Origin of the sequence: Exiguobacterium sp. s40, assembly GCF_018617905.1 — a bacterium.
GTDB lineage: Bacteria > Bacillota > Bacilli > Exiguobacteriales > Exiguobacteriaceae > Exiguobacterium > Exiguobacterium mexicanum_A.
This window is the reverse complement of record NZ_JACSLC010000004.1, coordinates 165,178-187,390: the sequence shown is the minus strand read 5'-3', so window position 1 is coordinate 187,390 and position 22,213 is coordinate 165,178. Positions and strand designations below refer to the sequence as shown.

Genomic DNA, 22,213 nt, shown 5'->3' with positions numbered 1-22,213 from the left:
CGAGGCAAAAGTCTGATGACTTTTGCCTCAATCTCAATTCCTTAAATCTCCATGATGATCGGCAAGATCATCGGACGACGTTTCGTCTGTTCGAACAAGTAGACGCTGAGCCGCTCGCGGATATTTGATTTCAACTCGGTCCAATCACTTCCAGCCTGGAGACTCTTCTCGATCTGTTTCGTGACGATGCGGTTCGCTTCTGAGATCATCTCTTCGGATTCACGCATATAGACGAATCCGCGCGAGATGAGTTCAGGTCCTGAAATCAATTTCTTCTGTTTCCGGTTCAACGTGACGACACAGAGGACGACACCGTCTTGTGACAAGAGACGACGGTCACGGAGGACGATGTTCCCGACGTCCCCAACGCCAATCCCATCGATCAAGACGTTGCCGGCCGGTACTTTCCGGCTCATCCGAGCTTTACGTCCCGTGAACTCGACGACATCCCCTTTTTCGACGATGAAGATGTTGTTCGATTTCACACCGACTTGCTCGGCGAGTTTCGAGTGGGCCATCTGCATCCGGTATTCTCCGTGAATCGGAAGGAAGTACTTCGGTTTGACGAGGTTCAGCATGAGCTTGAGCTCTTCGGCCGAACCGTGTCCCGAGACGTGTACTTTCCGTTGGTTATAGATGACGTTCGCTCCTGAGCGGAACAAAAGGTCGATCGTCTTCGAGACGGACTTCTCGTTCCCAGGAATCGGTGTCGCCGCGATGACGACCGTGTCGTTCAAGCGGATGTTCACTTGCTTATGGGCGTTGCGCGCCATGCGCGTCAAGGCCGCCATCGGCTCGCCTTGCGAACCGGTCGTCAAGATGACGACTTTGTTGTCAGGCAAGCGATTCACTTGCGACAGCTCGACGAGCGTCTTCGGCTTGAAGCGAAGGTAGTTGAGCTTCTGCGCCACTTCGACGATATTGACCATGCTGCGACCGACGACGGCGACTTTGCGGTCGTTCGCCTCGGCTGCCGCGAACACTTGTTGAAGACGGTGCACGTTCGAAGCGAAAGAGGCGACGATGACGCGGCCCTCAGCTTGATAGATGACATCGTTCAACTCGGCGCCGACGAGCGACTCCGAACCAGTTTGGCCAGGGCGTTCCGCATTCGTCGAATCTGACAATAAGCAGAGGACGCCGCGTTGGCCGATGGCTGCCAACTTGTTAAAGTCCGACTGTTTCCCATCGACTGGCGTGTAATCAAACTTAAAGTCGCCCGTGTGTACGATGGCGCCTTGTGACGTTTGAATGCAGACACCGACACAGTCCGGGATTGAGTGGTTGACGCGGAAGAAAGTGATGAAATGATCAGCGATAGTCAATTTCGTTTTGGCGTCAATCAATCGGAGGTCGACTTCTTTTAACAAGCCCGCCTCTTTCAATTTGAGCTCGATTAAACCGAGCGTCAATTTCGTCCCATACACGGGAACGTGCTTCAAATCACGGAGTACGTAGCTGAGCCCACCGATATGGTCTTCGTGACCATGGGTGATGAAAATCGCGCGTACCCGATCTTTATTTTCTTTTAAATACGTAATGTCTGGGATGACAATATCAATCCCGAGCATCTCATCGCCTGGAAACATAAGGCCGGCATCGATGACGAAGATGTCGTCGTCTAGTTCCACGACGTACATGTTCTTCCCGATTTCGCCTACGCCTCCAAGCGCAAAGACGCTAACGTTCTCTGTCTTCTTCTTTGACACTAACAAAAACCTCCTAGATGTTGCATATTCTGTTTCGTCCACTTATCGCTACTGAATATTGTATCGGAAAACTGCTGATATGCCAACATTTCCGTTCAATTGACGAGAGGTTTCATCACATCGGCGAGTGGCATCGTCGCTTTGTCGTCCGGACGTTTCCCGGAAGCGAGTTGGCGAATCGACAAGCCGAAGTCCATTTGTAAATGCGGGTAATCCGGAAAACTTCTCCAATCCCCGCCCCATTCGAAGCCGAGTGCTTTGCCGAGTTCTCCTAACTCTTGCCAATCGGGTTCGTCCGATCGGTTGTGGTCCGACTCGAGATTGTAATCGGCACGGTTATTGTGGATGATGACGAAATCGACGGCGAGCCCGTAGTTATGGTAACTTTGTCCCGCCTTGGCGTTCGTCACGACTTGTCCCGGTTTCGAGCGGCCTTGGGCATAGAGCGCGTTCTGCTCATCGGCCGACCGATAGCCCGACGTCAGACGGACCTCGAGGCCGAGGCAAGAGTAGGCCAGGCGCACGAACGACTCGCTCCGCTCGCGGACGTGCGGATGAAGCTTCGCGAACGCCTTTTCACTTCGCTCGACGACGACATCTTCCGAGCCCGGGTTGCGTTCACACATTCCCGCTTCAAATGTCGGTTCATCGACCCATGGCATCGGGCCCGGACGTGACAACGTGTACGCTAAAAAGATTCCGACTAAAAACGCCGTCATCGCGAACGTCAAAACGCCGGTCCATTTCATCGGCGCAACCGTTTACGGAGTCCTTTGACGAGCGGTAATCCCGTCTCGAGGGCGAAATAGAGCGGACGATTCAAGACGAGGTCGAACTCGCCGACTTTTTCGATCAAATCGCTTCCCCAGCCCGACTTGAACGCATAAAGCCCTGCATACTCGTCATCAGGCTCCGTGCTACCCGATACGCCACCGAAATCGTAGCGTTCGGCCCCGCTCGCCTTGGCTGCTTGCATCATCGTCCATTGCATGAGGTGGTTCGGCATGAAGTCACGGAACTCGTTCGAGGACGCACCGTACAAGTAATACGAGCGTCGTCCGGCTAACGTCAACAGACCGCCCGATAAGACGAGCCCGTTCGGGTACTTGTCGTGCAACTCGTTCAGTTCCGGCAACGCAGCTTTAATCTTTTCAATCTGTTCGCCCGTCTGCTTTTGACGGTTCAGCAGACTTGTCCGTTTCTTCTCGACCGTCTCCGTCTCGAGGGAACGTTCAATCTTGCCGAGGTCACGTTCGGCTTTTTCGAGTGTGGCCATCTGTTGGTCGAGCGCGAGCTTCGGTTCGAGTTTCGTCAAGAACAGACGCGCGTCCCCTGGCTGCAGGCAATCGTATAGGTTCTCGAAGTAATCAAGGCCGCGGATGGCAAAGCCGTCCCGCTCGCCCGTCACTTTCATCAACTCCGCGAACGTCTGGAGACCATCGCGACCGACTTCCGTGCAGACGATTCCTTTTCGTTCTGCCAAACGCACGTTATAGCGGAATTTATGATGGAACTTGCCAAAAATCTCTTTCTCGCTCAGACGCAAGTCCGTCTCCATCGTGAACCGAGGCTGGGCGTAATCGAACCCGCCGCCGTATCCTTTATGGGCGAAGCCGAGGCTAGCCATTTCCGTCAACAGGCCTGGCACTTCGTCTCGGTCGATATTTGGATCGATTTTCACGGTGATCGCTTTATTCGCTTTGGCGACCCGTTTCGCTTCTTCGGTCAACGCGGTCAACGAAGCCACATCGTCATAGTCGACGACGAAACCGCGTGGCGCGTAGCAAAGCGTGAACGGAAGTTTAGGTACGCGTTTGAACAAGAGTAACGCGACCCCGCTCGTCACACCATTGGTCGCGACGGCGATCCGCTCGGCGAACCAGCCGTTTTGTCGTTTGACGTTGGCCCAACTTGAGAGTTGAAGCAAGTCCCCACGGTCATGTGTTTTGACGAACTCGTCATGCTCTTTTTCTGTCAAGGTGATCGGTTGTACTGCCATAAATCATGATTCCTCCGTCTTCAAAATTGTCGCTCGGACGATCGCTTCTTCATCTAGCGGAATTTTCTCATTGCCAATGATTTGATATTTCTCATGTCCTTTGCCGGCCAGGACGACGATGTTATCGGACTCGGCCAATTTGGCCGCGTAGCGGACCGCCTCTTCGCGGTCCCCGATCTCAACGAAATTGTCGTGGGTCATCCCGGCAGCGATGCCGCTCGTGATTGAGTCGTAGGCTTCAAAGCGTGGATCGTCCGTCGTGATGACGACCGTTCCGGCATACTTCGATGCCATCTCTCCCATCGTCGGCCGCTTCGTAACGTCACGATTTCCGCCTGTCCCGATTAAGAACACAATCTTCTCTTTCGGCACGCCGACGAGCGACTTCAAGCATTGCTCGATGCCGTCGGGCGTGTGGGCGTAATCCGCATAGACGTTATAGCCCGGCACATCGAGGCGTTGCATCCGCCCTTTGGCCGGATGGATCGCTTCGAGCGCCTGGACGATTTCGGGCAATCGATAGCCTGCCGCGAGCAGGCAGCCGGTCGCGAGCAAGATGTTGTACACGTTGAACCGGCCGATGAATTGAACGGTCAACGGATGACTCTCCCCTTGGTAGTTGAGGATAAAACTCGTCTCTGACAGCGTCTGAACGATATCTGATGCCGTCACATCGGCCATCTCGTCGATTGCATACGTGATCACTCGGGCGCCCGTCATCGTCTCGTACAGCTTGCTGTACGGATCATCCGCGTTTAACACGGCAACTTTGTGACGCGACGCCATCTGTCCGAGTTGAGCGAACAATAAGCCTTTCGCTCGCGCATAGTTTTCGAACGTACCATGGAAATCGAGATGGTCATGCGTCAAGTTCGTGAAGCCGACGATATCGAAGTCCGTGCCGATGACGCGACCGAGTTCGAGTCCGTGCGATGACACTTCCATCATCACATCGGTGACGCCTTCTTCGTGCATCCGGGCGAGCAACTGTTGCAGCTCAGAGCTTTGCGGTGTCGTGTTTTTGCTCGGGACGACCGTATCGTTAATGCGTACCTCGACCGTGCCGATCAAGCCGGTGCTATGTCCGAGCTCGGTGAGAACATCACGTAAAATGGTCGTCGTCGTCGTCTTGCCGTTCGTTCCCGTGATCCCGAACAGACGCATCTGCTCAGACGGATATTGATAGAACGTGGACGCCAATAGACCGACCGTACGCGTGCTGTCACGCACGATCAAGTTCGGCACACTCAAAGAGAGTGGCCGTTCACTGACGACGGCGACTGCGCCTTTAGTGACTGCTAAATCAGCGTAGTCGTGACCGTCGACTGTATAGCCTTTAATGGCGACGAACAGCGTCCCTGGGACGACTTCACGCGAGTCGGTCGTCACATGGGTCACCGTGATGCCTTGTAGGTTTGGTTGATTAATCAATTGTATGTGGTTAGCTAAATCCGTTAAGTTCAAGTCTTTCCCTTCTTTCACCTGTTCCTGTCCAAAGTAAAGAATACCTCTTAATCAGTGTAGAGAACTTACAATTCGGTTTCAAGTCAGTCTTCGGACGGAAGGACATATGATTTGGCAGGGGCGTGGCCGAGCACCTCATTGATGAGGGTGTTGACGTCACGCGTTTCAATGCGATCAACTTTGTCGAGCACTTCGTTCAAATCCTCGACTTCATCGAGCAGGACGAGGTTGCGCCCGTTGCGGTTCATCCGTGCGCTCGTGCTCTCGTTCCCAAGGACGAGCGACCCTTTCAGTTGTCGTTTCCCTTTCTCGACTTCCTCATCGGACAGCCCATCCGCTTTTAACGTTTCGAGCTCACGCGTCATGATCGTCTCGACTTGCGCGAGCGTTTCTGGTGACGTTCCGATATAAATGGTGAACGTCCCGTGGTCGTCGAACGTCGTATAGTACGAGTAGATCGAGTAGGCGAGGCCTTCCTCTTCTCGAATCGACTGGAACAGCCGTGACGACATCGTCGCCCCAATCGCATTGTTCAACAAGGCCAAATGCGGCAATCGATCGTCTTTGGCGGCAATCGCCTCGAAGTTCCAGCACAGGTGCGCTTGCTCCGTCTCTTTCTGTTTTTTCACCACGTCGCTATACAAGATCGGCGTCGTCGATTCTTTCGGTGATTCCCCTGATGGAAGGTCGGCAAACCTTCTCGTGACCGCCTCGACCAACTCCTGCGGCACGTGGCCGGCGATTGAGACGACGACACGGTTGCCTGTATACGTCGAAGCGACGTAGCGGAGCAATTGCTCCCGAGATAGTCCGAGGACGCTCGCTTCCGTCCCGAGAATCGGTTCGGCAAGAATATCATCTTTATAGACGGCTTTCGCGAGCAGCTCGTGGACGAGATCTTCCGGGGTGTCCTCATACATTTTAATCTCTTCTAAGACGACCCGCTTTTCTTTCTCGAGCTCCGTCTCATCAAACAACGAATCGAATAGCATGTCGGCGAGCGCATCGAAGGCGATGACCGCATGCTCGTCAAGCGTCTTCACGTAATAGCACGTATGATCTTTTGACGTGAACGCGTTCACGCTTCCGCCAAGTTCATCAAAGAACGACGCGATCTCTTTTGCCGTTCTCGTCTTTGTTCCTTTGAATAGCATATGTTCAATCAAGTGGCTGATGCCGATCTCGGTCATGTCTTCGGTCCGAGTGCCGGCTTTGATAAAGACACCGGTCGACGTGCTGCGGACATCCGCCATCGGTTCAATCACGATGCGGACGCCGTTGTCTAATGTGATCCATTCCATGTTATCACTCCTATGAAAAAGGCCATCGCACCAGACGATGGCCATCATGATTAGTTTGTCGGGCGTGGCGGACGACGGTCTCCGTCACGACGCGGCGGACGGCTGTCACGTGGTGGACGGCTCTCGCGCTGCGCTTTACGTTTCGCTTCGTATGCTTCGCGTTCTTCCGGTGACAATCCTTCAAGGATGAGCACTTTGTGCGAGGCATTAACTCGGCCTTTGTCATCGATTTCCGTTACGCGGACTTTAATTGTATCACCGAGTTTAACGACGTCTTCGACGTTCGCGACGCGATCAAGACTGAACTCAGAGACGTGGACGAGCGCGTCCTTGCCTTTGAACAACTCAACGAAAGCGCCGAATTTCTCAATACGACGAACCGTCGCATCGAACTCTTCGCCGACGACGACTTCGCGGACGATGTCGCCGATGAGCGCCATCGCCATGTCGATGCCTTCTTGATCGGTCGACGCGATGAAGACTGTACCGTCTTGCTCGATATCGATTTTGACACCCGTTTGGTCGATGATGCTGTTGATCATCTTCCCGCCCGGTCCGATCACGTCGCGGATCTTGTCCGGATTGATCGTCATCGTCACGATTTTCGGTGCATACTTCGACAACTGCGGACGCGGTGCGTCGAGCGTCTCAAGCATATGGTTCAAGATATGGAGACGGCCTGAACGTGCTTGTTCGAGTGCCTCTTCCAAGATCTCACGCGTGATCCCGGCAATTTTGATGTCCATTTGGAGCGCCGTGATCCCGTCTTTCGTTCCTGCTACTTTGAAGTCCATGTCTCCGAGATGATCTTCGAGACCTTGGATGTCAGTGAGGACCGTATAGTGTTCGCCTTCCATGATGAGACCCATTGCGATCCCGGCAACTGGTGCCTTGATCGGCACACCTGCGTCCATGAGGGCGAGTGTCGAACCACAGATTGACGCCTGTGAACTCGAACCATTCGACTCGAGTACTTCCGAGACGAGACGAATCGTGTACGGGAAGTCGGCTTCTTTCGGGATGATTGGAAGAAGTGCACGTTCTCCGAGGGCACCGTGACCGATTTCACGACGACCTGGCGCACGCACCGGACGAGCTTCTCCGACCGAGAACGGCGGGAAGTTATAGTGGTGCATGAAGCGCTTGTTCTCTTCTAACCCGATGCCGTCGATGATTTGAGCATCTCCGATGACGCCGAGTGTCGCGACCGACATGACTTGTGTTTGTCCACGTGTGAACAACCCAACGCCGTGGGCGCGTGGCAACAAGCCCGTTTCTGATGCGAGCGGGCGGATGACTTCCGGGCGACGACCGTCCGGACGAACTTTGTCGACCGTGATCAAACGGCGGACTTCGTCTTTGACGAACTTGTTCAAGATGCCAGATACTTCTTTCAACTTGGCCGGTTCGTCAGCGAGTGATTCTTCGTATGCAGCTACGTATTTGGCAATCACTTCGTTGATTGCTGCGTCACGTGCATGCTTCTCTTCGACTTGAACCGCGGCGTTGATTTCTGGACGTGCTGCTTCGAGCTCAGCCGACAAAGCGTCATCAAACTTCGATACCGTATATTCGAACTTCGGTTTCCCGACAGCTTCGACGATCTCTGTTTGGAACGCGACCAATTTCTTGATCTCTTCGTGACCGAACAAGATTGACTCGAGCATGACGTCTTCCGGTACTTCGTTCGCGCCTGCTTCAACCATGTTGATCGCAGTTGCTGTTCCGGCGACTTGGAGCTCAAGGTCCGTCTGTTCGAGTTGAGCTGTCGTCGGGTTGACGACGAACTCACCGTTGACACGTCCGACTGTCGCTCCGGCGATCGGCCCGTCGAACGGGATGTCCGAAATCGAGAGTGCGATCGATGTTCCAAGCATACCGGCCATTTCAGCCGAGCAGTCTGGATCGTTCGACATGACGTAGATCATGACTTGAATATCGTGACGGAATCCGTCAGGGAAAAGCGGACGGATCGGACGGTCGATGAGACGTGATGTCAAAATCGCGTTCTCTCCAGGACGTCCTTCCCGACGGAGGAAACCTCCTGGGATTTTACCGACCGAGTATAATTTTTCTTCATAGTTGACCGTGAGCGGGAAGAAATCTAAATCCTTCGGCGCTTTCGATGCTGTGACCGTGGCGAGCACGACCGTGTCCCCATAACGGACGAGTGCCGAGCCGTTTGCTTGTTTCGCAAGTTGCCCGACTTCTACAGATAGCGGACGACCGCCCCATTCAGTAGAAAAGACTTGTTTCGTACCTAACATGAACATTCTCCTCTCAAACCTTATCTAGTTTATTATGTAACTCATTCATATGAATGTCTAATGATTTTCCTCCCAAAAAAGAAGAAACGGACTAGGAACAAGTGTCCCAGTCCGTCACATGGTCCGTTCGGATTAACGACGGAGACCAAGGCGTTGAATCAATTCACGGTAACGTGTAACGTCCTTGTTACGAAGGTACGTAAGCAAGTTACGGCGACGTCCAACCATTTTCAAAAGACCGCGACGTGAGTGGTGGTCTTTCTTGTGTGTACGAAGATGATCGTTCAAAGTGTTGATTTGTTCAGTCAATACTGCAACTTGAACTTCCGGTGAACCAGTGTCACCTTGTTTTGTCGCGTATTCCGCGATGATTTCGTTTTTACGTTCTTTTGAGAGTGCCATTGCCTCTCCACCTCCATTTAATAGAAAATTGCCGCGTTGCCGAGCCGTCGTTGGTGAATCGTCCAGCCAAGCGAAGCGGTGTACTTTGCGTACCAAATTAGGATACCGTACCACCCATTCAAAGTCAAGACAGGATTGCCCGGGCGGCTGTCTCATCTTGCTTGAGTTGAGCGATGAGTGCGTCGAGTCCGTCGAACGCCCGCTCGTCACGCAAGTAATGCATCCATTCGATCTCGATCAGTTGCCCGTATAGATCCTCTGAGAAATCGAACAAGTGGCTCTCGATCGAGACGTCCCCGGTCGCATAAAACGTCGGCCGCCGCCCGACGTTCGTCATCGCGTCGAACGTCCGGCCGTCCTGAAGCCGTACACGCGTCGCGTAGACACCGAGACGCGGCATGACATACGATGCGTCCATGACGACGTTCGCCGTCGGGAAGCCAATCGTCCGGCCACGGGCGTCGCCGTGGATGACTTCCCCACAGATGACGTACGGCGTACCGAGCAACTCGCTCGCCACATCGACGTCACCGGCACCGAGCAATTGACGAATCCGCGTCGACGACACTTTTTCGCCGCCGCTCGTCTGTTCGGCGACGACCGAGGTCGTGAAGCGACCGCGCGCATGATACGGCAGCGTCTCCATCGTCCCTTCGCCAAATTTACCGTACGAGTAGTCGAATCCTGCCGTCACGTGGACCGCACCGGCACCGATCAAATAGTCATCCACGAATTGTTGCGGTGACAGGCTCGCCAACTCTTTCGTGAACGTGATGACGATACACCGTTCGACACCGAGTCCGGCAATTCGGTTCAATTTCCGCTGGAGCGGTGTGATATAACGGACCGCATCCGGTTTGTTTGAGAGCACTTGTTTCGGGTGCGGGTCGAACGTGATCACGGTCACGGGTACATCGAGCTGTTTCGCTTGCGCCTGTGCATGCCGAATCACGGCCTGATGTCCGGTGTGGACGCCGTCGAAAAATCCGAGCACCATGACCGAAGGGACCAGGTCTGGTGTCTCAGGATACGTCAGATGGATCGTTTCCATACTTCAATCTCCCCTTTAGTCGATGGTCAACATGACCTCGACATTTGCGTCTGATGTTCCGTCAAGCCGTCGATAGAGGGCAAGTGGAATTCCTTCTTCATTATAGACAGTAAACAGTTCAAATTCGAGCGAGACGTCGTTCAAACGTCCCCCGTTTCGAATATACCGCTCCCGATTGGCCGGAATCGTCATGGCAGGCCAACGCTTGATGACCTCTTCGAGCGGGATGAGGTGGTTCATGCGTTCCTCGACCGTCTCGAGGTCGGCGAGTTGTTGCAACGTGACAGCGGCCGTCTCCTCGAACGAACCAGACCTCGTCCGCCGCAGGTCGCTCATATGGGCCGGATAGCCGAGACGCTCCCCGATTTGGACGGCGAGCGTCCGAATGAATGTGCCTTTGCCACACTCGACGTCGACACGGAAACGGCAGACCCCGTCTTCGATGACCGGGTCATTCGTCCGGACGAGGCGATGAATCTCGACGATACGGCGCGGTCGTTCCACCGTCTGACCTTTTCGGGCGTATTCGTACAATTTCTTGCCGTTCACTTTGACGGCAGAGAAGTACGGTGGGATTTGCTCAATCTTTCCTATCAACGTCTCGAGGACGCGATCGATGTCTGCAGCAGTGAACGCCTCCGGACCGACTTCGCGCGTCTCGACGACCTCGCCATAGGCATCCTCGGTCATCGTCGCCGTCCCGATTGTAATCTCGGCGGCGTACCGTTTGCCTTCATCGGTCAGAAAACGTGACAGCTTTGTCGCCCGGCCGAGACAGATCGGCAGGACACCGGTCACTTCGGGGTCGAGCGTGCCGGTATGACCGACTTTCTTCGTTTGGAACAATTTACGGAGCTTGAACACGCAGTCGTGGCTCGTCATGCCGCTGTCTTTATCTAAAATCAATACACCTGTTGGTCCCATCTGGATTCCTCCCATCAAAAAAGGGGAGACGCGAGTCCCCCCTTCAATTTATTGGTCGTTCCGATTTAAGTCACGAATCAATGAATCGATATGGCTACCATATGCGACCGATGAATCGTATTCGAACGACAATTCTGGCGTTTTCCGAAGACGAATGCGGCTCCCGATCTCGCGGCGAATAAATGCGCTCGCCTTATCGAGACCAGCTTGCGTCTCAGCCTTCACTTCGGCGTCGTCTCCGAGCACCGTGTAGTAGGCTGTCGCTTGCTGCAAATCTCCCGTCACATCGACGCTTGTAATTGTAGCGTTCTTCGTACGTGGGTCGTTGACTTCACGGAGCAAGATATCTGTAATCTCTTTACGCATCTGCTCTGCGACGCGTTGGGCACGAATGTTCATACGTGTTCCCTCCTCGCTTTATTTACGTTCGACTTCTTTCATGATGAACGCTTCAATAACGTCCTCCACTTTGATGTCGTCGAACTTCTCTACTTTAATCCCACACTCGTAACCTGTCGCGACTTCTTTGACGTCGTCTTTGAAGCGGCGGAGCGTATCGAGTTTTCCTTCGTACACAACAATCCCGTTACGGATGATGCGGACGCCGGCGTCGCGTGAGATTTTACCTTCTGTGACGTAACAGCCGGCAATCGTACCGACTTTCGAGACTTTAAAGACGTCACGGACTTCAACTTGTCCTGTGATTTCTTCAACGAACTCAGGGTCGAGCATCCCTTTCATCGCGCTCTCGATTTCATCGATCGCGTTATAGATGATGCGGTGCAGACGCATTTCAACATGCTCTTGCTCGGCCATCGACCGGGCGTTACCATCTGGGCGAACGTTGAATCCGATGATGATCGCATTTGCCGCCGAAGCGAGAATGACGTCACCTTCTGTGATTGCACCGACACCTTGGTGGACGATGTTGATTTTAACGCCTGCGACGTCGATTTTGCGGAGTGAACCAGCGAGTGCTTCAGCCGAACCTTGAACGTCTGCTTTGATGATGACGTTCAAATCTTTGACTTCGCCTTCTTGAATGCGGCTGAACAAGTCATCAAGACTAACTTTAGCCGATTCGCGACGCTGTGATTCGAGGTAACGTTGGTAACGTTTTTCTCCGATTGCACGTGCTTTTTTCTCATCTTCGAATACGATGAACTGATCCCCGGCTTGTGGGACATCGTTCAATCCTGTGATCTCGATTGGCGTCGATGGACCGACTTCTTTCACACGACGACCGATATCGTTGACCATGGCCCGGACGCGTCCGAACGTGCTGCCGACGACGATCGAGTCACCGATCCGGAGTGTCCCATGTTGAACGAGAAGCGTGGCGACAGGACCGCGGCCTTTATCGAGCTTCGCTTCGATGACCGAACCGCGAGCTGGCATTTCAGGCGTCGACTTGTACTCTTCGACTTCTGATACGAGTAAGATCATCTCGAGCAACTCATCGATCCCCTCGTCTTTCAAAGCTGAGATCGGTACGAAAATCGTTTCGCCGCCCCACTCTTCCGGTACGAGACCGAACTCTGTCAATTCTTGTTTGACGCGGTCAGGGTTTGCGCCTTCTTTATCCATTTTGTTCACGGCGACGATAATCGGCACGTTTGCCGCTTTCGCATGTGAGATGGCTTCTTCTGTCTGTGGCATCACGCCGTCATCCGCTGCGACAACGATAATCGCGATATCTGTCACTTCGGCTCCACGAGCACGCATCGTCGTAAAGGCGGCGTGACCTGGTGTGTCGAGGAACGTGATCTTTTTATCGTTGACTTCAACTTGATAAGCACCGATGTGCTGCGTGATTCCGCCGGCTTCACCAGCAACGACTTTCGTGTTGCGGATCGAGTCAAGAAGTGTTGTCTTACCATGGTCGACGTGACCCATGATTGTGACGACAGCAGGACGCTCAACAAGCTCGTACTCAGAGAAGTCGATTTCCACTTCTTCAAAGTCCGTCTCATCGATGAGTACTTCTTTCTCAACTTCGTAACCGAATTCAGTTGCAAGCAACTCAATCGTCTCGTCATCAAGTGTTTGGTTGATCGTCGCCATGACACCAAGACCCATCAACTTCATGATGATCTCGTTTGGCTTTTTATCCATCTTCGCAGCGAGGTCCGATACGCTGAGGACATCATCGTACTTGATGACGTTGCCCATTTCAGACTCTTGCGCTAAACGAGCTGCTTTACGCTGACTCGTTTTCGAATTTGGATCCGCTTCTAATGGCACGGCTGCTTTCGCAGGCTTGCCTTTGAATTTACCACCGCGCTTTTTGTTGCGGTTGTCGTTGCGGTTGTTGCCGAAACGGTTGCCACCACGGTTGCCCGCTTGGTTGCTTTGACCGCTAGACGCTTGTGGGCGTGCTTTCGGTGCTTCTTGCTTGGCAGCAGGTTTCGCGTCAGCCGGTTTTGACTCGGCAGACTTCGTTTCAGCTGGTTTCGTTGCAGCTGGCTTTTCTTGCTTGTCAGCCGAACGGTATTTCTCAGGGTTGAAGACACGGTCGAGTTGCTTGACCGACTCCTCATCTAAGACAGCCATGTGGTTTTTCACTGGCTTGTTCATTTTCTCGAGCTGAGTAATGACTTGTTTACTTGTTACATTCTGTTCTTTTGCAAATTCATAGACGCGTTTTCCCAAAGCATCCACCTCCGTTAATAGTTAAGAGAGAAGTTGCTTAAGCTTGTTCGCAAATCCGGATTCTGTCACAGACACGACGACTCGCATGTCTTTACCTAAAGCAGCCCCGATCGTATATCGGTCGCTCACTTCAATCAATGGAACACCATACGATGTACACTTGTCGGTAACCCGTTTTCTCGTAGACGCTCCTGCATCTCCGGCAAGGATGACAAGCTTGGCTCGGCCAGCTCGCACATCCTTCAACACAAACTCTTCTCCCATCGTTACTTTCCTCGCACGTGCGGCAAGGCCTAACAATGATTCCCACTGACTCATGATTCGGCTCCTGTGACAGCTTGAAGCAGCTGCTCATAAAGCGCGTCACTCGTCTTGACTTTTAAATGATGATCGAGTGTCCGTTTTTTCTCTGCTAAACGAATCACATCCGCATCTTTCGACAAATACGCTCCACGTCCGTTCAATTTACCGGACGTATCGATGACGACGTCACCTTCCGGCGTCCGAACGACACGAATCAACGCTTGTTTCGGTAACATTTCTTGCGTGACCACACATTTGCGCAAAGGAAGTTTCTTTTGCTTCATGGTCATTCCTCTTCTTTCACCGTTGTCGGCTCGAGGGCGACGTCAACCGAGTCAGTCTGTTCCACTTCATTGTGAACAATTTCTGGCTCCGGTTCAACTTTTTCGGCGTACGTATCATACAAGTCCATGCCTTCTGCATCGGTCTCACTCTTAATATCAATTTTCCATCCCGTCAACTTAGCGGCAAGACGGGCGTTTTGACCGCGTTTCCCGATGGCGAGTGACAATTGATAGTCTGGCACGACGACCGTCGTCGATTTATTTGGTTCATTGACGTACACGTCAACGACTTGAGCCGGGCTGAGTGCGTTTTTCACGAACTCTTTCGGGTCGTTCGACCAACGAACGATATCGATTTTCTCACCGTTGAGCTCATCGACGATTGTTTGGACACGTTGCCCTTTCGGACCGACACAAGCGCCGACTGGATCGACGATGTCTGAATGGACAGCAATCTTCGAGCGATCACCCGCTTCGCGTGAGACCGACATGACGTCGACCGTTCCGCTCGCGATTTCTGGCACTTCGAGCTCGAACAGACGACGCAACAGACCTGGATGCGTCCGCGAGACTTGAATGGCTGCGCCAGACCCTTTCGTCGTCGAATCGACTTTTGTGACATACACCTTGATGCGGTCATGAATCTGGTACGATTCATTTGGCATCTGCTCGTTCGGTGTGAGCACCGCTTCGATATTGTTTTCAAGACCGATATACAAGTTGCGTGGGTCGAACCGTTCCACAATCCCCGTCATGATCTCGTCTTCTTTATCGACGAAGTGGTTATAGATGCGCTCGCGCTCGGCTTCCCGCATCTTTTGCGTGACGACTTGTTTGGCTGTCATCGCCGCGACGCGACCGAAGTCGCTCGGTGTGACTTCTTCTTTATGGAAGTCCCCTAACTCATAGTTCGGGTCAATCTCATGCGCTTCTTCGAGCGACAATTGTTGCTCGGGATGCGAGAGACGTTCAACGACTTCGAGAAGTGCGAAGACACGAATATCACCGGTCACTTGGTCGAATTCAACTTTTACGTTTTCATTCGGGTTGGCGACGTTTCGACGATATGCCGAAATGAGCGCCTGCTCAAGTGCATCGATGATAATCTCCTTCTCGATTCCTTTTTCGTTAGCAATCTGTTCGATTGTTGTGAGTAATTGTGGCCCCATCTTTACCTCTCCTTAACTAAACGTGACCGCTAGGCGGGCTTGTGCAATTTTGTCTACCGGTAGCGATATCGCTTTTTTTCTTGTCTTGATGCGCGTCTCGACGACGGCAGTCTCGCCGTCATATTCCGTCAAAATGCCTTCGAACTCTTTGGCACCTTCAATCGGGGCAAACGTCTTGATATAGACGTTCTTCCCAATCGCACGTTCAAAGTCGGTCGGCTTTTTCAGTGGTCGCTCGGCACCGGGACTCGAGACGTCAAGATAATAGGCTTGTTCGATCGGATCGCTATCGTTTAGTTTTTCCGAGAGTTGTTCGTTGATGTTGACGCAATCATCTAAATCGACGCCCCCCGGCTTGTCGATATAGACGCGCAAGAACCAATCTGGCCCTTCTTTCACGAATTCGACATCGACCAATTCCATGTTCTCACGCTCCACGATCGGCAACGCGATCGCTTCGACGACTTCTGTTATTTTGGACACTCTCATCCCTCCTTCTGGCTTTTACATACAAGAAAGGAGTAGGGTTCCCTACTCCTTTCCGTCGTAGTATCCAACATTGTTCGATACCAATATATCATATTTTCCCGGTTTTTCGCAACTTACACCCCAAAATCAAAGAACGAGAGTTGGTTCTCATCCGGGAGGCCTTCGAGACATTTCATCGTATCGAGCGTCTCGACAATCGTCTTCGACAACTTGGCCCGTTTGCGCAAGTCTTCTTTCGATAAAAACTGTCCTTCGGCGCGCGCCTCGACAATCGCTTTCGCCGCGTTCGTTCCGAGGCCATCGACCGCATTGAACGGTGGGATGAGCGTGTTGCCTTCAATCAAGAACTCGGTCGCGCTCGAGCGATACAAATCAATGTTTTGGAACTTCATGCCGCGCTCTAACATCTCGAGCGCAAGTTCGAGCACGGTGTGAAGCCCTTTGTCTTTCGCCGTGGCTTCAAATCCTTTTTCACGGATATCCGACATCGCTTTACGCACGGCCTGTGACCCTTTGATCATGGCCGACAAATCGAAGTCGCCGGCCCGGACCGTGAAGTACGTCGCGTAATACAAAATCGGATGATGCACTTTGAAGTAGGCAATCCGGACGGCCATAAGCACGTACGCCGTGGCGTGGGCTTTCGGGAACATATACTTGATCTTCTTACAAGACGAGATGTACCATTCCGGGACATCGTTGGCCCGCATCTCCGTCTCCATGTCTTCGGATAGACCTTTCCCTTTTCGGACCGACTCCATGATTTTGAAGGCGAATGACGGTTCGAGGCCCGCATAAATCAAGTAGACCATGATGTCATCACGACACCCGATGACGTCTTTCAATTCACACGTCCCGTTATAGATGAGTTCGTTCGCGTTCCCAATCCAGACATCTGTCCCGTGAGACAGTCCCGAAATTTGAACGAGTTCGGAGAACGTCGACGGTTTCGTCTCTTCGAGCATCTGCCGGACGAACTTCGTCCCGAACTCTGGAATCCCTAGCGTACCCGTCTTCGATTCGATTTGCTCCGGCGTGACACCGAGTACTTCCGGCGATGAAAAGATTTTCATGACCGTCGGATCGTCTGTCGGAATCGTCTTCGGATCAATGCCCGATAAATCTTGCAGCATGCGGATCGCGGTCGGGTCATCGTGACCGAGAATATCGAGTTTGAGCAAGTTGTCATGAATCGAGTGGAAGTCAAAGTGGGTCGTTTTCCACTCGGATGACTTATCATCGGCCGGATATTGGATTGGCGAAATTTCGGCGATGTCCATATAATCCGGGACGACGATAATCCCCCCCGGGTGTTGTCCCGACGTCCGTTTGACGCCGGTGACGCCCGAGACGAGCCGATCGACTTCGGCGTTCCGATAAATTTTATCGTTCTCGGTCGCATAACCTTTCACATATCCATACGCCGTCTTATCGGCAATCGTCCCGATTGTACCGGCACGATACACATACTCTTCACCGAACAACACTTTCGTGTAGGCGTGGGCGTGTGGTTGATATTCACCCGAGAAGTTCAAATCGATATCCGGTACTTTGTCCCCTTTGAAACCAAGGAACGTCTCGAACGGGATATCGTGCCCGTCCTTCGTATACCAAGTCCCACACTCCGGACATTGCTTGTCGGGAAGGTCATACCCGGACCCGACCGATCCGTCGTCGAAGAAGTGGGAATGTTGACACTTCGGACAGACGTAATGCGGCGGCAACGGGTTGACCTCGGTGATTTCAGTCATCGTCGCAACGAAACTCGAGCCGACCGAACCACGTGAACCGACGAGATAGCCGTCGTCGAGTGATTTCTTAACGAGCTTATGCGAAATCAAATAGATGACCGCAAAGCCGTGTCCGATAATCGATTTCAGCTCTTTCTCGAGCCGGGCCTCGACGATTTCCGGCAGTTGTTCTCCGTAAATCGAACGGGCCATGTCGTAACTCATGTTCCGCACCTCATCGTCTGCGCCTTCAATCTTCGGCGTGTACAAATCGTCCGGAATGATTTGAATCGACTCGATTTGATCGGCGATCGCATTCGGGTTCGTGATAACGATTTCGCGGGCGAGTTCGTCCCCGAGGAACTTGAACTCTTCCATCATCTCTTTCGTCGTCCGGAAATGGGCGTGCGGGAGTTCTTTCCGCGTGTTGATGAAGTTGGCACCACCTTGCGTCCGAATCAAGATCTCTCGGTACGAGCGGTCTGTCCGGTCAAGGTAATGAACGTTTCCGGTCGCACATACCGGCAGGCCGGCCTGTCCGGCGACGCGAATGATCCGCTTAATGATTTCCCGTAACTCGAGCTCGTTGGCGACGATCTCTTTATCAATCAAATGCATATAGAGCGCCGGGGGATGAATCTCGATGAAGTCGTAGAACGCCATCATCTTCTCAAGCTCTTCGTCTGACTTGTTCAGGGCGGCGTCAAAAATTTCACCGTTGTCACACGCCGAACCGATGAGGAGTCCTTCACGACGCTTCACGATTTCCGAGCGCGGCATGCGTGCCATCCGGAACAAGTAATCGATGTGGGACAACGAGATTAGTTCGTATAAGTGACGAAGTCCCGGTTTTTTCGTTTTCGCATAAATCGTCGCATGGAACGGACGGATTTTCGAGACGTCGCTTCCGACTTTCGCGTTCAGTGAGCGATGCGTCTGCATCTCAAACATCTGTTTGGCGAGTTCGAGCAGTTTCATGAGCAAGTACGCCGTCGCCTCCGCATCATAGATGGCCCGGTGATGCTGGGTCAACTCGATATCGAATCGCTTCGCGAGCGTGTTGAGGCGGTGGTTTTTGAGCGTCGGTAAAATCGTCCGGGCGAGTTCGAGCGTGTCGATGACGGGATAGTCATCCGGCTCGTGCCCCCCGCTCCGAAGCGTCGCTTCTAAGAAGCCCATATCGAACGATGCGTTATGGGCGACGAGGATGCCGTCCCCGCACCAGTCGACGAACTGTTTGGCGATGACTTCGGGATCGGGCTGGCCATGGACCATGTCGTCCGTGATGCCCGTCAGCTCGATCGTCGTAGCCGAGAGCGGATGTTTCGGATCGGCGAACGCCTCGAACCGGTCGATGATTTCACCGTCTTTAATTTTGACACCGGCGAGTTCGATGATTTTGTTGTAGACGGCCGAAAGTCCGGTCGTCTCGACGTCGAAGACGACATATGTCGCATCATCGAGCGGGACATCGGTCGGGTGATACGCGACCGGCACGCCGTCATTGACGACGTTCGCCTCGACCCCGAACAGCACTTTGATGTCATTCTTTTTCCCGGCGTAATAGGCTTCCGGGAACGACTGGACGCCGGCGTGATCGGTGATGGCGATGGCGCGATGGCCCCATTTGGCCGCCCGGGCGACGAGCGCCGATACGTTCGTGACCGCGTCCATCTGGCTCATTTGCGTATGCGCGTGTAATTCGACGCGTTTCTCACCGGCCCACTCGTCACGGGCCGGTTCGACTTTCACTTCTTGCAGTTGCGATGCCATCATGCACAGTTCGCGCATGAAGCTGTCATCCTCGACCCGGCCAGCCGCTTGGATCCACATGCCTTTTTTGACGGCGCTGAGCATCCGGTCATCATCGTCATCGCGTGCGAACACTTTGACGATGAGTGAATCGGTATAGTCCGTCATCTTGAACGTGAACAGTTTCTTCCCGCTCTTCAGTTCTTTCCGTTCGGCCGAGAAGACGAGGCCACGGATGGCGACGCGTCGTTCTTCTTCGATGATCGTCTTGATCGGGACGATCTCGTCTTTGATCAAGGCGCCCATCCGTACCTCGGTGACCGGTTCGTCGTTCGTCTCGGTCGCCTTCGCGAATTGCGCTGCGAGCGCGAGCTTCGCTTGTTCCAAATCTTCTTGCACGACTTGTTCACGGAGCGCTTGGTTTGCTTCTTCATTCTCCGAGAACAGCGCTTGGCAAGGTTTCTTCATAAAGCCGTAGGCGCTATAGAGCGCTTGGACTTCTTGACATAACTCTTTATCGACATAGTTCGCCTCAGGGGCCGAGCGCACCGGGATGAGCAATTTGTTCTGCTCAAAGCGTGGTGAGACCGATGCGAAATAACTGCGCATCGCACCCGACACTTGGCTGAGTTCACTGACGATACGCGGCCAATAGTCGATATAATCCTGTTCGGCACCGCCTGAGGTCGTCGTGAAACGCGCGTACACCTCGTCAGCGAACGTCGCGTACCGGCTCTCGATTCGGCTCATGAACAGTTGATACACCTCGTACGGCAACACGCGCTGCAACTGGAAATAAAACGTCCACGTCCGGCGCTGCTTGTTGACGACAAGTCGCGTCAATTCCGCATCGTCGAATTGTTCCGTCTCGGTCGTGATGCCGAGATCGGTCAAGAGCAATTGCATTTTTTGATTAGCTTCCACGGGTAAGAAGTCCCCCCTTTTATCATTCGATGTCGAAAAATGAAGGTGACGGCAAGAAACCGTCACCTTCATCGATCATTTTGCCTCGTTCAGTTGCGCCGTGATCACACGTGGCAACTCATCTACCGTCGTCTCAAGGACTTCGCCAGTGGCACGTACTTTCACTTCGACGATACCTTCGCTCGCTTTTTTCCCGACGTTGATACGAATCGGAAGACCGATCAAATCAGCATCGGCGAACTTGACGCCAGCCCGTTCTTTACGGTCATCATACAACACATCGTACGTCGATGACAGCTCATCATATAAACGGTTCGCGAGTTCGACTTGCGCTTCGTCTTTCGTGTTGATGGCAATCAAGTGCACATCGAACGGAGCGAGGCTCTTCGGCCAGACGATACCGCAATCGTCATGATGTTGCTCGATGACGGCCGACAATGTGCGTGAGACGCCGATGCCGTAGCAACCCATAATGAGCGGTTCGGCCCGACCTTCTTCGTTCAAGAACGTCGCACCCATCGCTTCTGAATAGCGCGTGCCGAGCTTGAACACTTGCCCGACTTCAATCCCGCGAGCGAAGCGGACCGGACCCGACTCGTCAGGTGCCATGTCGCCTTCGACGACGAAACGGAGGTCATGATACGTCAAATGCGACAAGTCGCGTTCGGCGTTGACGTGCGTATAATGGGTGTTCGCCTCGTTGGCGCCACATACCGCGTCGACCAAATATTTGACGGCGTAATCGGCCACGACTTTGACCGGTGCATGAATCGGTCCGAGCGTGCCCGGCTCACAGCCGAACAAGTCGATGATCGTCGCTTCTTCTTCCATTTGGATGTCGAGTCCGCCGAGGGCGTTCTTCACTTTGACGTCGTTCGCCTCGTGATCACCTCGAACGATGGCCATGACCGTCTCGCCATCGACGTTGAAGAGGACCGACTTGATCGTCGTCTTCGTGTCGACGTTCAAGAAGCGCGCCACATCTTCAATCGTCTTATTGTCTTTCGTGTCGACCTTGTCGAGGGCAAGCACTTCGGCCGCTTGCATGTCATAGCGGTCGAGCGTTTCTGCCATCTCGATATTGGCGGCGTAGTTCGACGTGTCCGTATAGACAATCGTGTCTTCCCCGATATCGGCAAGCGCTTGGAATTCGTGCGTGTCTTTCCCGCCGATGGCACCCGAGTCAGCTACGACCGGGCGATATTTTAAACCGATGCGGTCAAAGATGTTGGAATAGGCGTTATACATGTTCTTGTATTCGTCGTCCAAGTCATCTTGTGTGGCGTGGAACGAATACGAATCTTTCATCAAGAACTCACGACCCCGGAGCAGTCCGAAACGTGGACGACGCTCGTCGCGATATTTCGTTTGAATCTGATACAAGTTGACCGGTAACTTTTTGTAGGAGTTGAGTTCATCGCGCACGATCGACGTGATGAGTTCCTCGTGCGTCGCACCGAGGGCGAAGCGACGATCGTGACGATCGGTCAATCGCATAAGTTCAGGACCATAAATACCCCAGCGACCCGTCTCTTCCCACAGTTCCGCCGGTTGAATCGCTGGCATGAGCAATTCTTGGGCACCGGCCCGGTTCATCTCTTCGCGGATGATCGTTTGAATCTTTTGTAACACGCGGTGGCCGAGTGGAAGATACGAATAAATTCCAGCGGCGTTTTGGCGCATGAAGCCCCCGCGGACGAGGAGTTGATGGCTGACGGCTTCTGCGTCGGCCGGCACTTCTCTAAGCGTAGGCATGAACAGTCTCGATTGTTTCATAGGTATCAACGTTTCCC

At 53.2% G+C, this 22,213-nt stretch carries 17 protein-coding genes; all 17 read right to left on the bottom strand.

Features of this window, described 5'->3' with window-relative positions:
* Positions 1 to 41: 41 nt before the first annotated feature.
* Complete coding sequence (locus KNP02_RS05555; protein ID WP_034777292.1) at positions 42 to 1,709, bottom strand: ribonuclease J; 1,668 nt, start codon at positions 1,707 to 1,709, stop codon at positions 42 to 44.
* 95 nt (positions 1,710 to 1,804) lie between these two features.
* Positions 1,805 to 2,458, bottom strand: a complete 654-nt coding sequence (locus KNP02_RS05550) for a M15 family metallopeptidase (RefSeq protein WP_214707485.1) — start codon at positions 2,456 to 2,458, stop codon at positions 1,805 to 1,807.
* Positions 2,455 to 3,708, bottom strand: a complete 1,254-nt coding sequence (locus KNP02_RS05545; RefSeq protein ID WP_214707483.1) for a lipid II:glycine glycyltransferase FemX — start codon at positions 3,706 to 3,708, stop codon at positions 2,455 to 2,457. Before KNP02_RS05545 ends, KNP02_RS05550 begins: the two co-directional genes overlap by 4 nt.
* 3 nt (positions 3,709 to 3,711) lie before the next feature.
* On the bottom strand, positions 3,712 to 5,172 hold the full coding sequence (locus tag KNP02_RS05540; RefSeq protein ID WP_251129135.1) for a UDP-N-acetylmuramoyl-L-alanyl-D-glutamate--2,6-diaminopimelate ligase: 1,461 nt from the start codon (positions 5,170 to 5,172) through the stop codon (positions 3,712 to 3,714).
* Positions 5,173 to 5,255: 83 nt separating this feature from the next.
* Positions 5,256 to 6,473: a M16 family metallopeptidase gene (locus KNP02_RS05535; protein WP_034777288.1), complete on the bottom strand. Its 1,218-nt coding sequence runs from the start codon at positions 6,471 to 6,473 to the stop codon at positions 5,256 to 5,258.
* Between the two features lie 50 nt (positions 6,474 to 6,523).
* Positions 6,524 to 8,740 (bottom strand): polyribonucleotide nucleotidyltransferase, encoded by a 2,217-nt coding sequence (gene pnp, locus KNP02_RS05530; RefSeq protein WP_138859580.1) that lies wholly within the window; start codon positions 8,738 to 8,740, stop codon positions 6,524 to 6,526.
* A 132-nt stretch (positions 8,741 to 8,872) separates the two neighbouring features.
* Positions 8,873 to 9,142: a 30S ribosomal protein S15 gene (gene rpsO, locus KNP02_RS05525; protein WP_015881433.1), complete on the bottom strand. Its 270-nt coding sequence runs from the start codon at positions 9,140 to 9,142 to the stop codon at positions 8,873 to 8,875.
* Between the two features lie 124 nt (positions 9,143 to 9,266).
* Positions 9,267 to 10,193, bottom strand: coding sequence for a bifunctional riboflavin kinase/FAD synthetase (locus tag KNP02_RS05520; protein ID WP_214707479.1), 927 nt, complete (start codon positions 10,191 to 10,193; stop codon positions 9,267 to 9,269).
* 15 nt (positions 10,194 to 10,208) lie between these two features.
* Positions 10,209 to 11,117, bottom strand: coding sequence for a tRNA pseudouridine(55) synthase TruB (truB, locus tag KNP02_RS05515; protein WP_214707477.1), 909 nt, complete (start codon positions 11,115 to 11,117; stop codon positions 10,209 to 10,211).
* 48 nt (positions 11,118 to 11,165) lie between these two features.
* Positions 11,166 to 11,516, bottom strand: a complete 351-nt coding sequence (gene rbfA / locus KNP02_RS05510; RefSeq protein ID WP_034777282.1) for a 30S ribosome-binding factor RbfA — start codon at positions 11,514 to 11,516, stop codon at positions 11,166 to 11,168.
* An 18-nt stretch (positions 11,517 to 11,534) separates the two neighbouring features.
* Positions 11,535 to 13,769: a translation initiation factor IF-2 gene (gene infB, locus KNP02_RS05505; RefSeq protein ID WP_214707475.1), complete on the bottom strand. Its 2,235-nt coding sequence runs from the start codon at positions 13,767 to 13,769 to the stop codon at positions 11,535 to 11,537.
* Between the two features lie 21 nt (positions 13,770 to 13,790).
* Positions 13,791 to 14,087: a YlxQ family RNA-binding protein gene (locus tag KNP02_RS05500; RefSeq protein WP_021067159.1), complete on the bottom strand. Its 297-nt coding sequence runs from the start codon at positions 14,085 to 14,087 to the stop codon at positions 13,791 to 13,793.
* Positions 14,084 to 14,362 (bottom strand): RNase P modulator RnpM, encoded by a 279-nt coding sequence (gene rnpM, locus KNP02_RS05495; RefSeq protein ID WP_165569410.1) that lies wholly within the window; start codon positions 14,360 to 14,362, stop codon positions 14,084 to 14,086. Before rnpM ends, KNP02_RS05500 begins: the two co-directional genes overlap by 4 nt.
* A complete protein-coding gene (gene nusA / locus KNP02_RS05490; RefSeq protein ID WP_114165576.1) occupies positions 14,359 to 15,525 on the bottom strand; it encodes a transcription termination factor NusA in 1,167 nt (388 codons plus the stop codon). Before nusA ends, rnpM begins: the two co-directional genes overlap by 4 nt.
* Before the next feature lie 12 nt (positions 15,526 to 15,537).
* Positions 15,538 to 16,008, bottom strand: coding sequence for a ribosome maturation factor RimP (gene rimP, locus KNP02_RS05485; RefSeq protein WP_034777274.1), 471 nt, complete (start codon positions 16,006 to 16,008; stop codon positions 15,538 to 15,540).
* Positions 16,009 to 16,127: 119 nt separating this feature from the next.
* On the bottom strand, positions 16,128 to 20,420 hold the full coding sequence (locus tag KNP02_RS05480; protein ID WP_214707473.1) for a PolC-type DNA polymerase III: 4,293 nt from the start codon (positions 20,418 to 20,420) through the stop codon (positions 16,128 to 16,130).
* Between the two features lie 75 nt (positions 20,421 to 20,495).
* Positions 20,496 to 22,196: a proline--tRNA ligase gene (locus KNP02_RS05475; RefSeq protein WP_214707471.1), complete on the bottom strand. Its 1,701-nt coding sequence runs from the start codon at positions 22,194 to 22,196 to the stop codon at positions 20,496 to 20,498.
* Positions 22,197 to 22,213 lie beyond the last annotated feature (17 nt).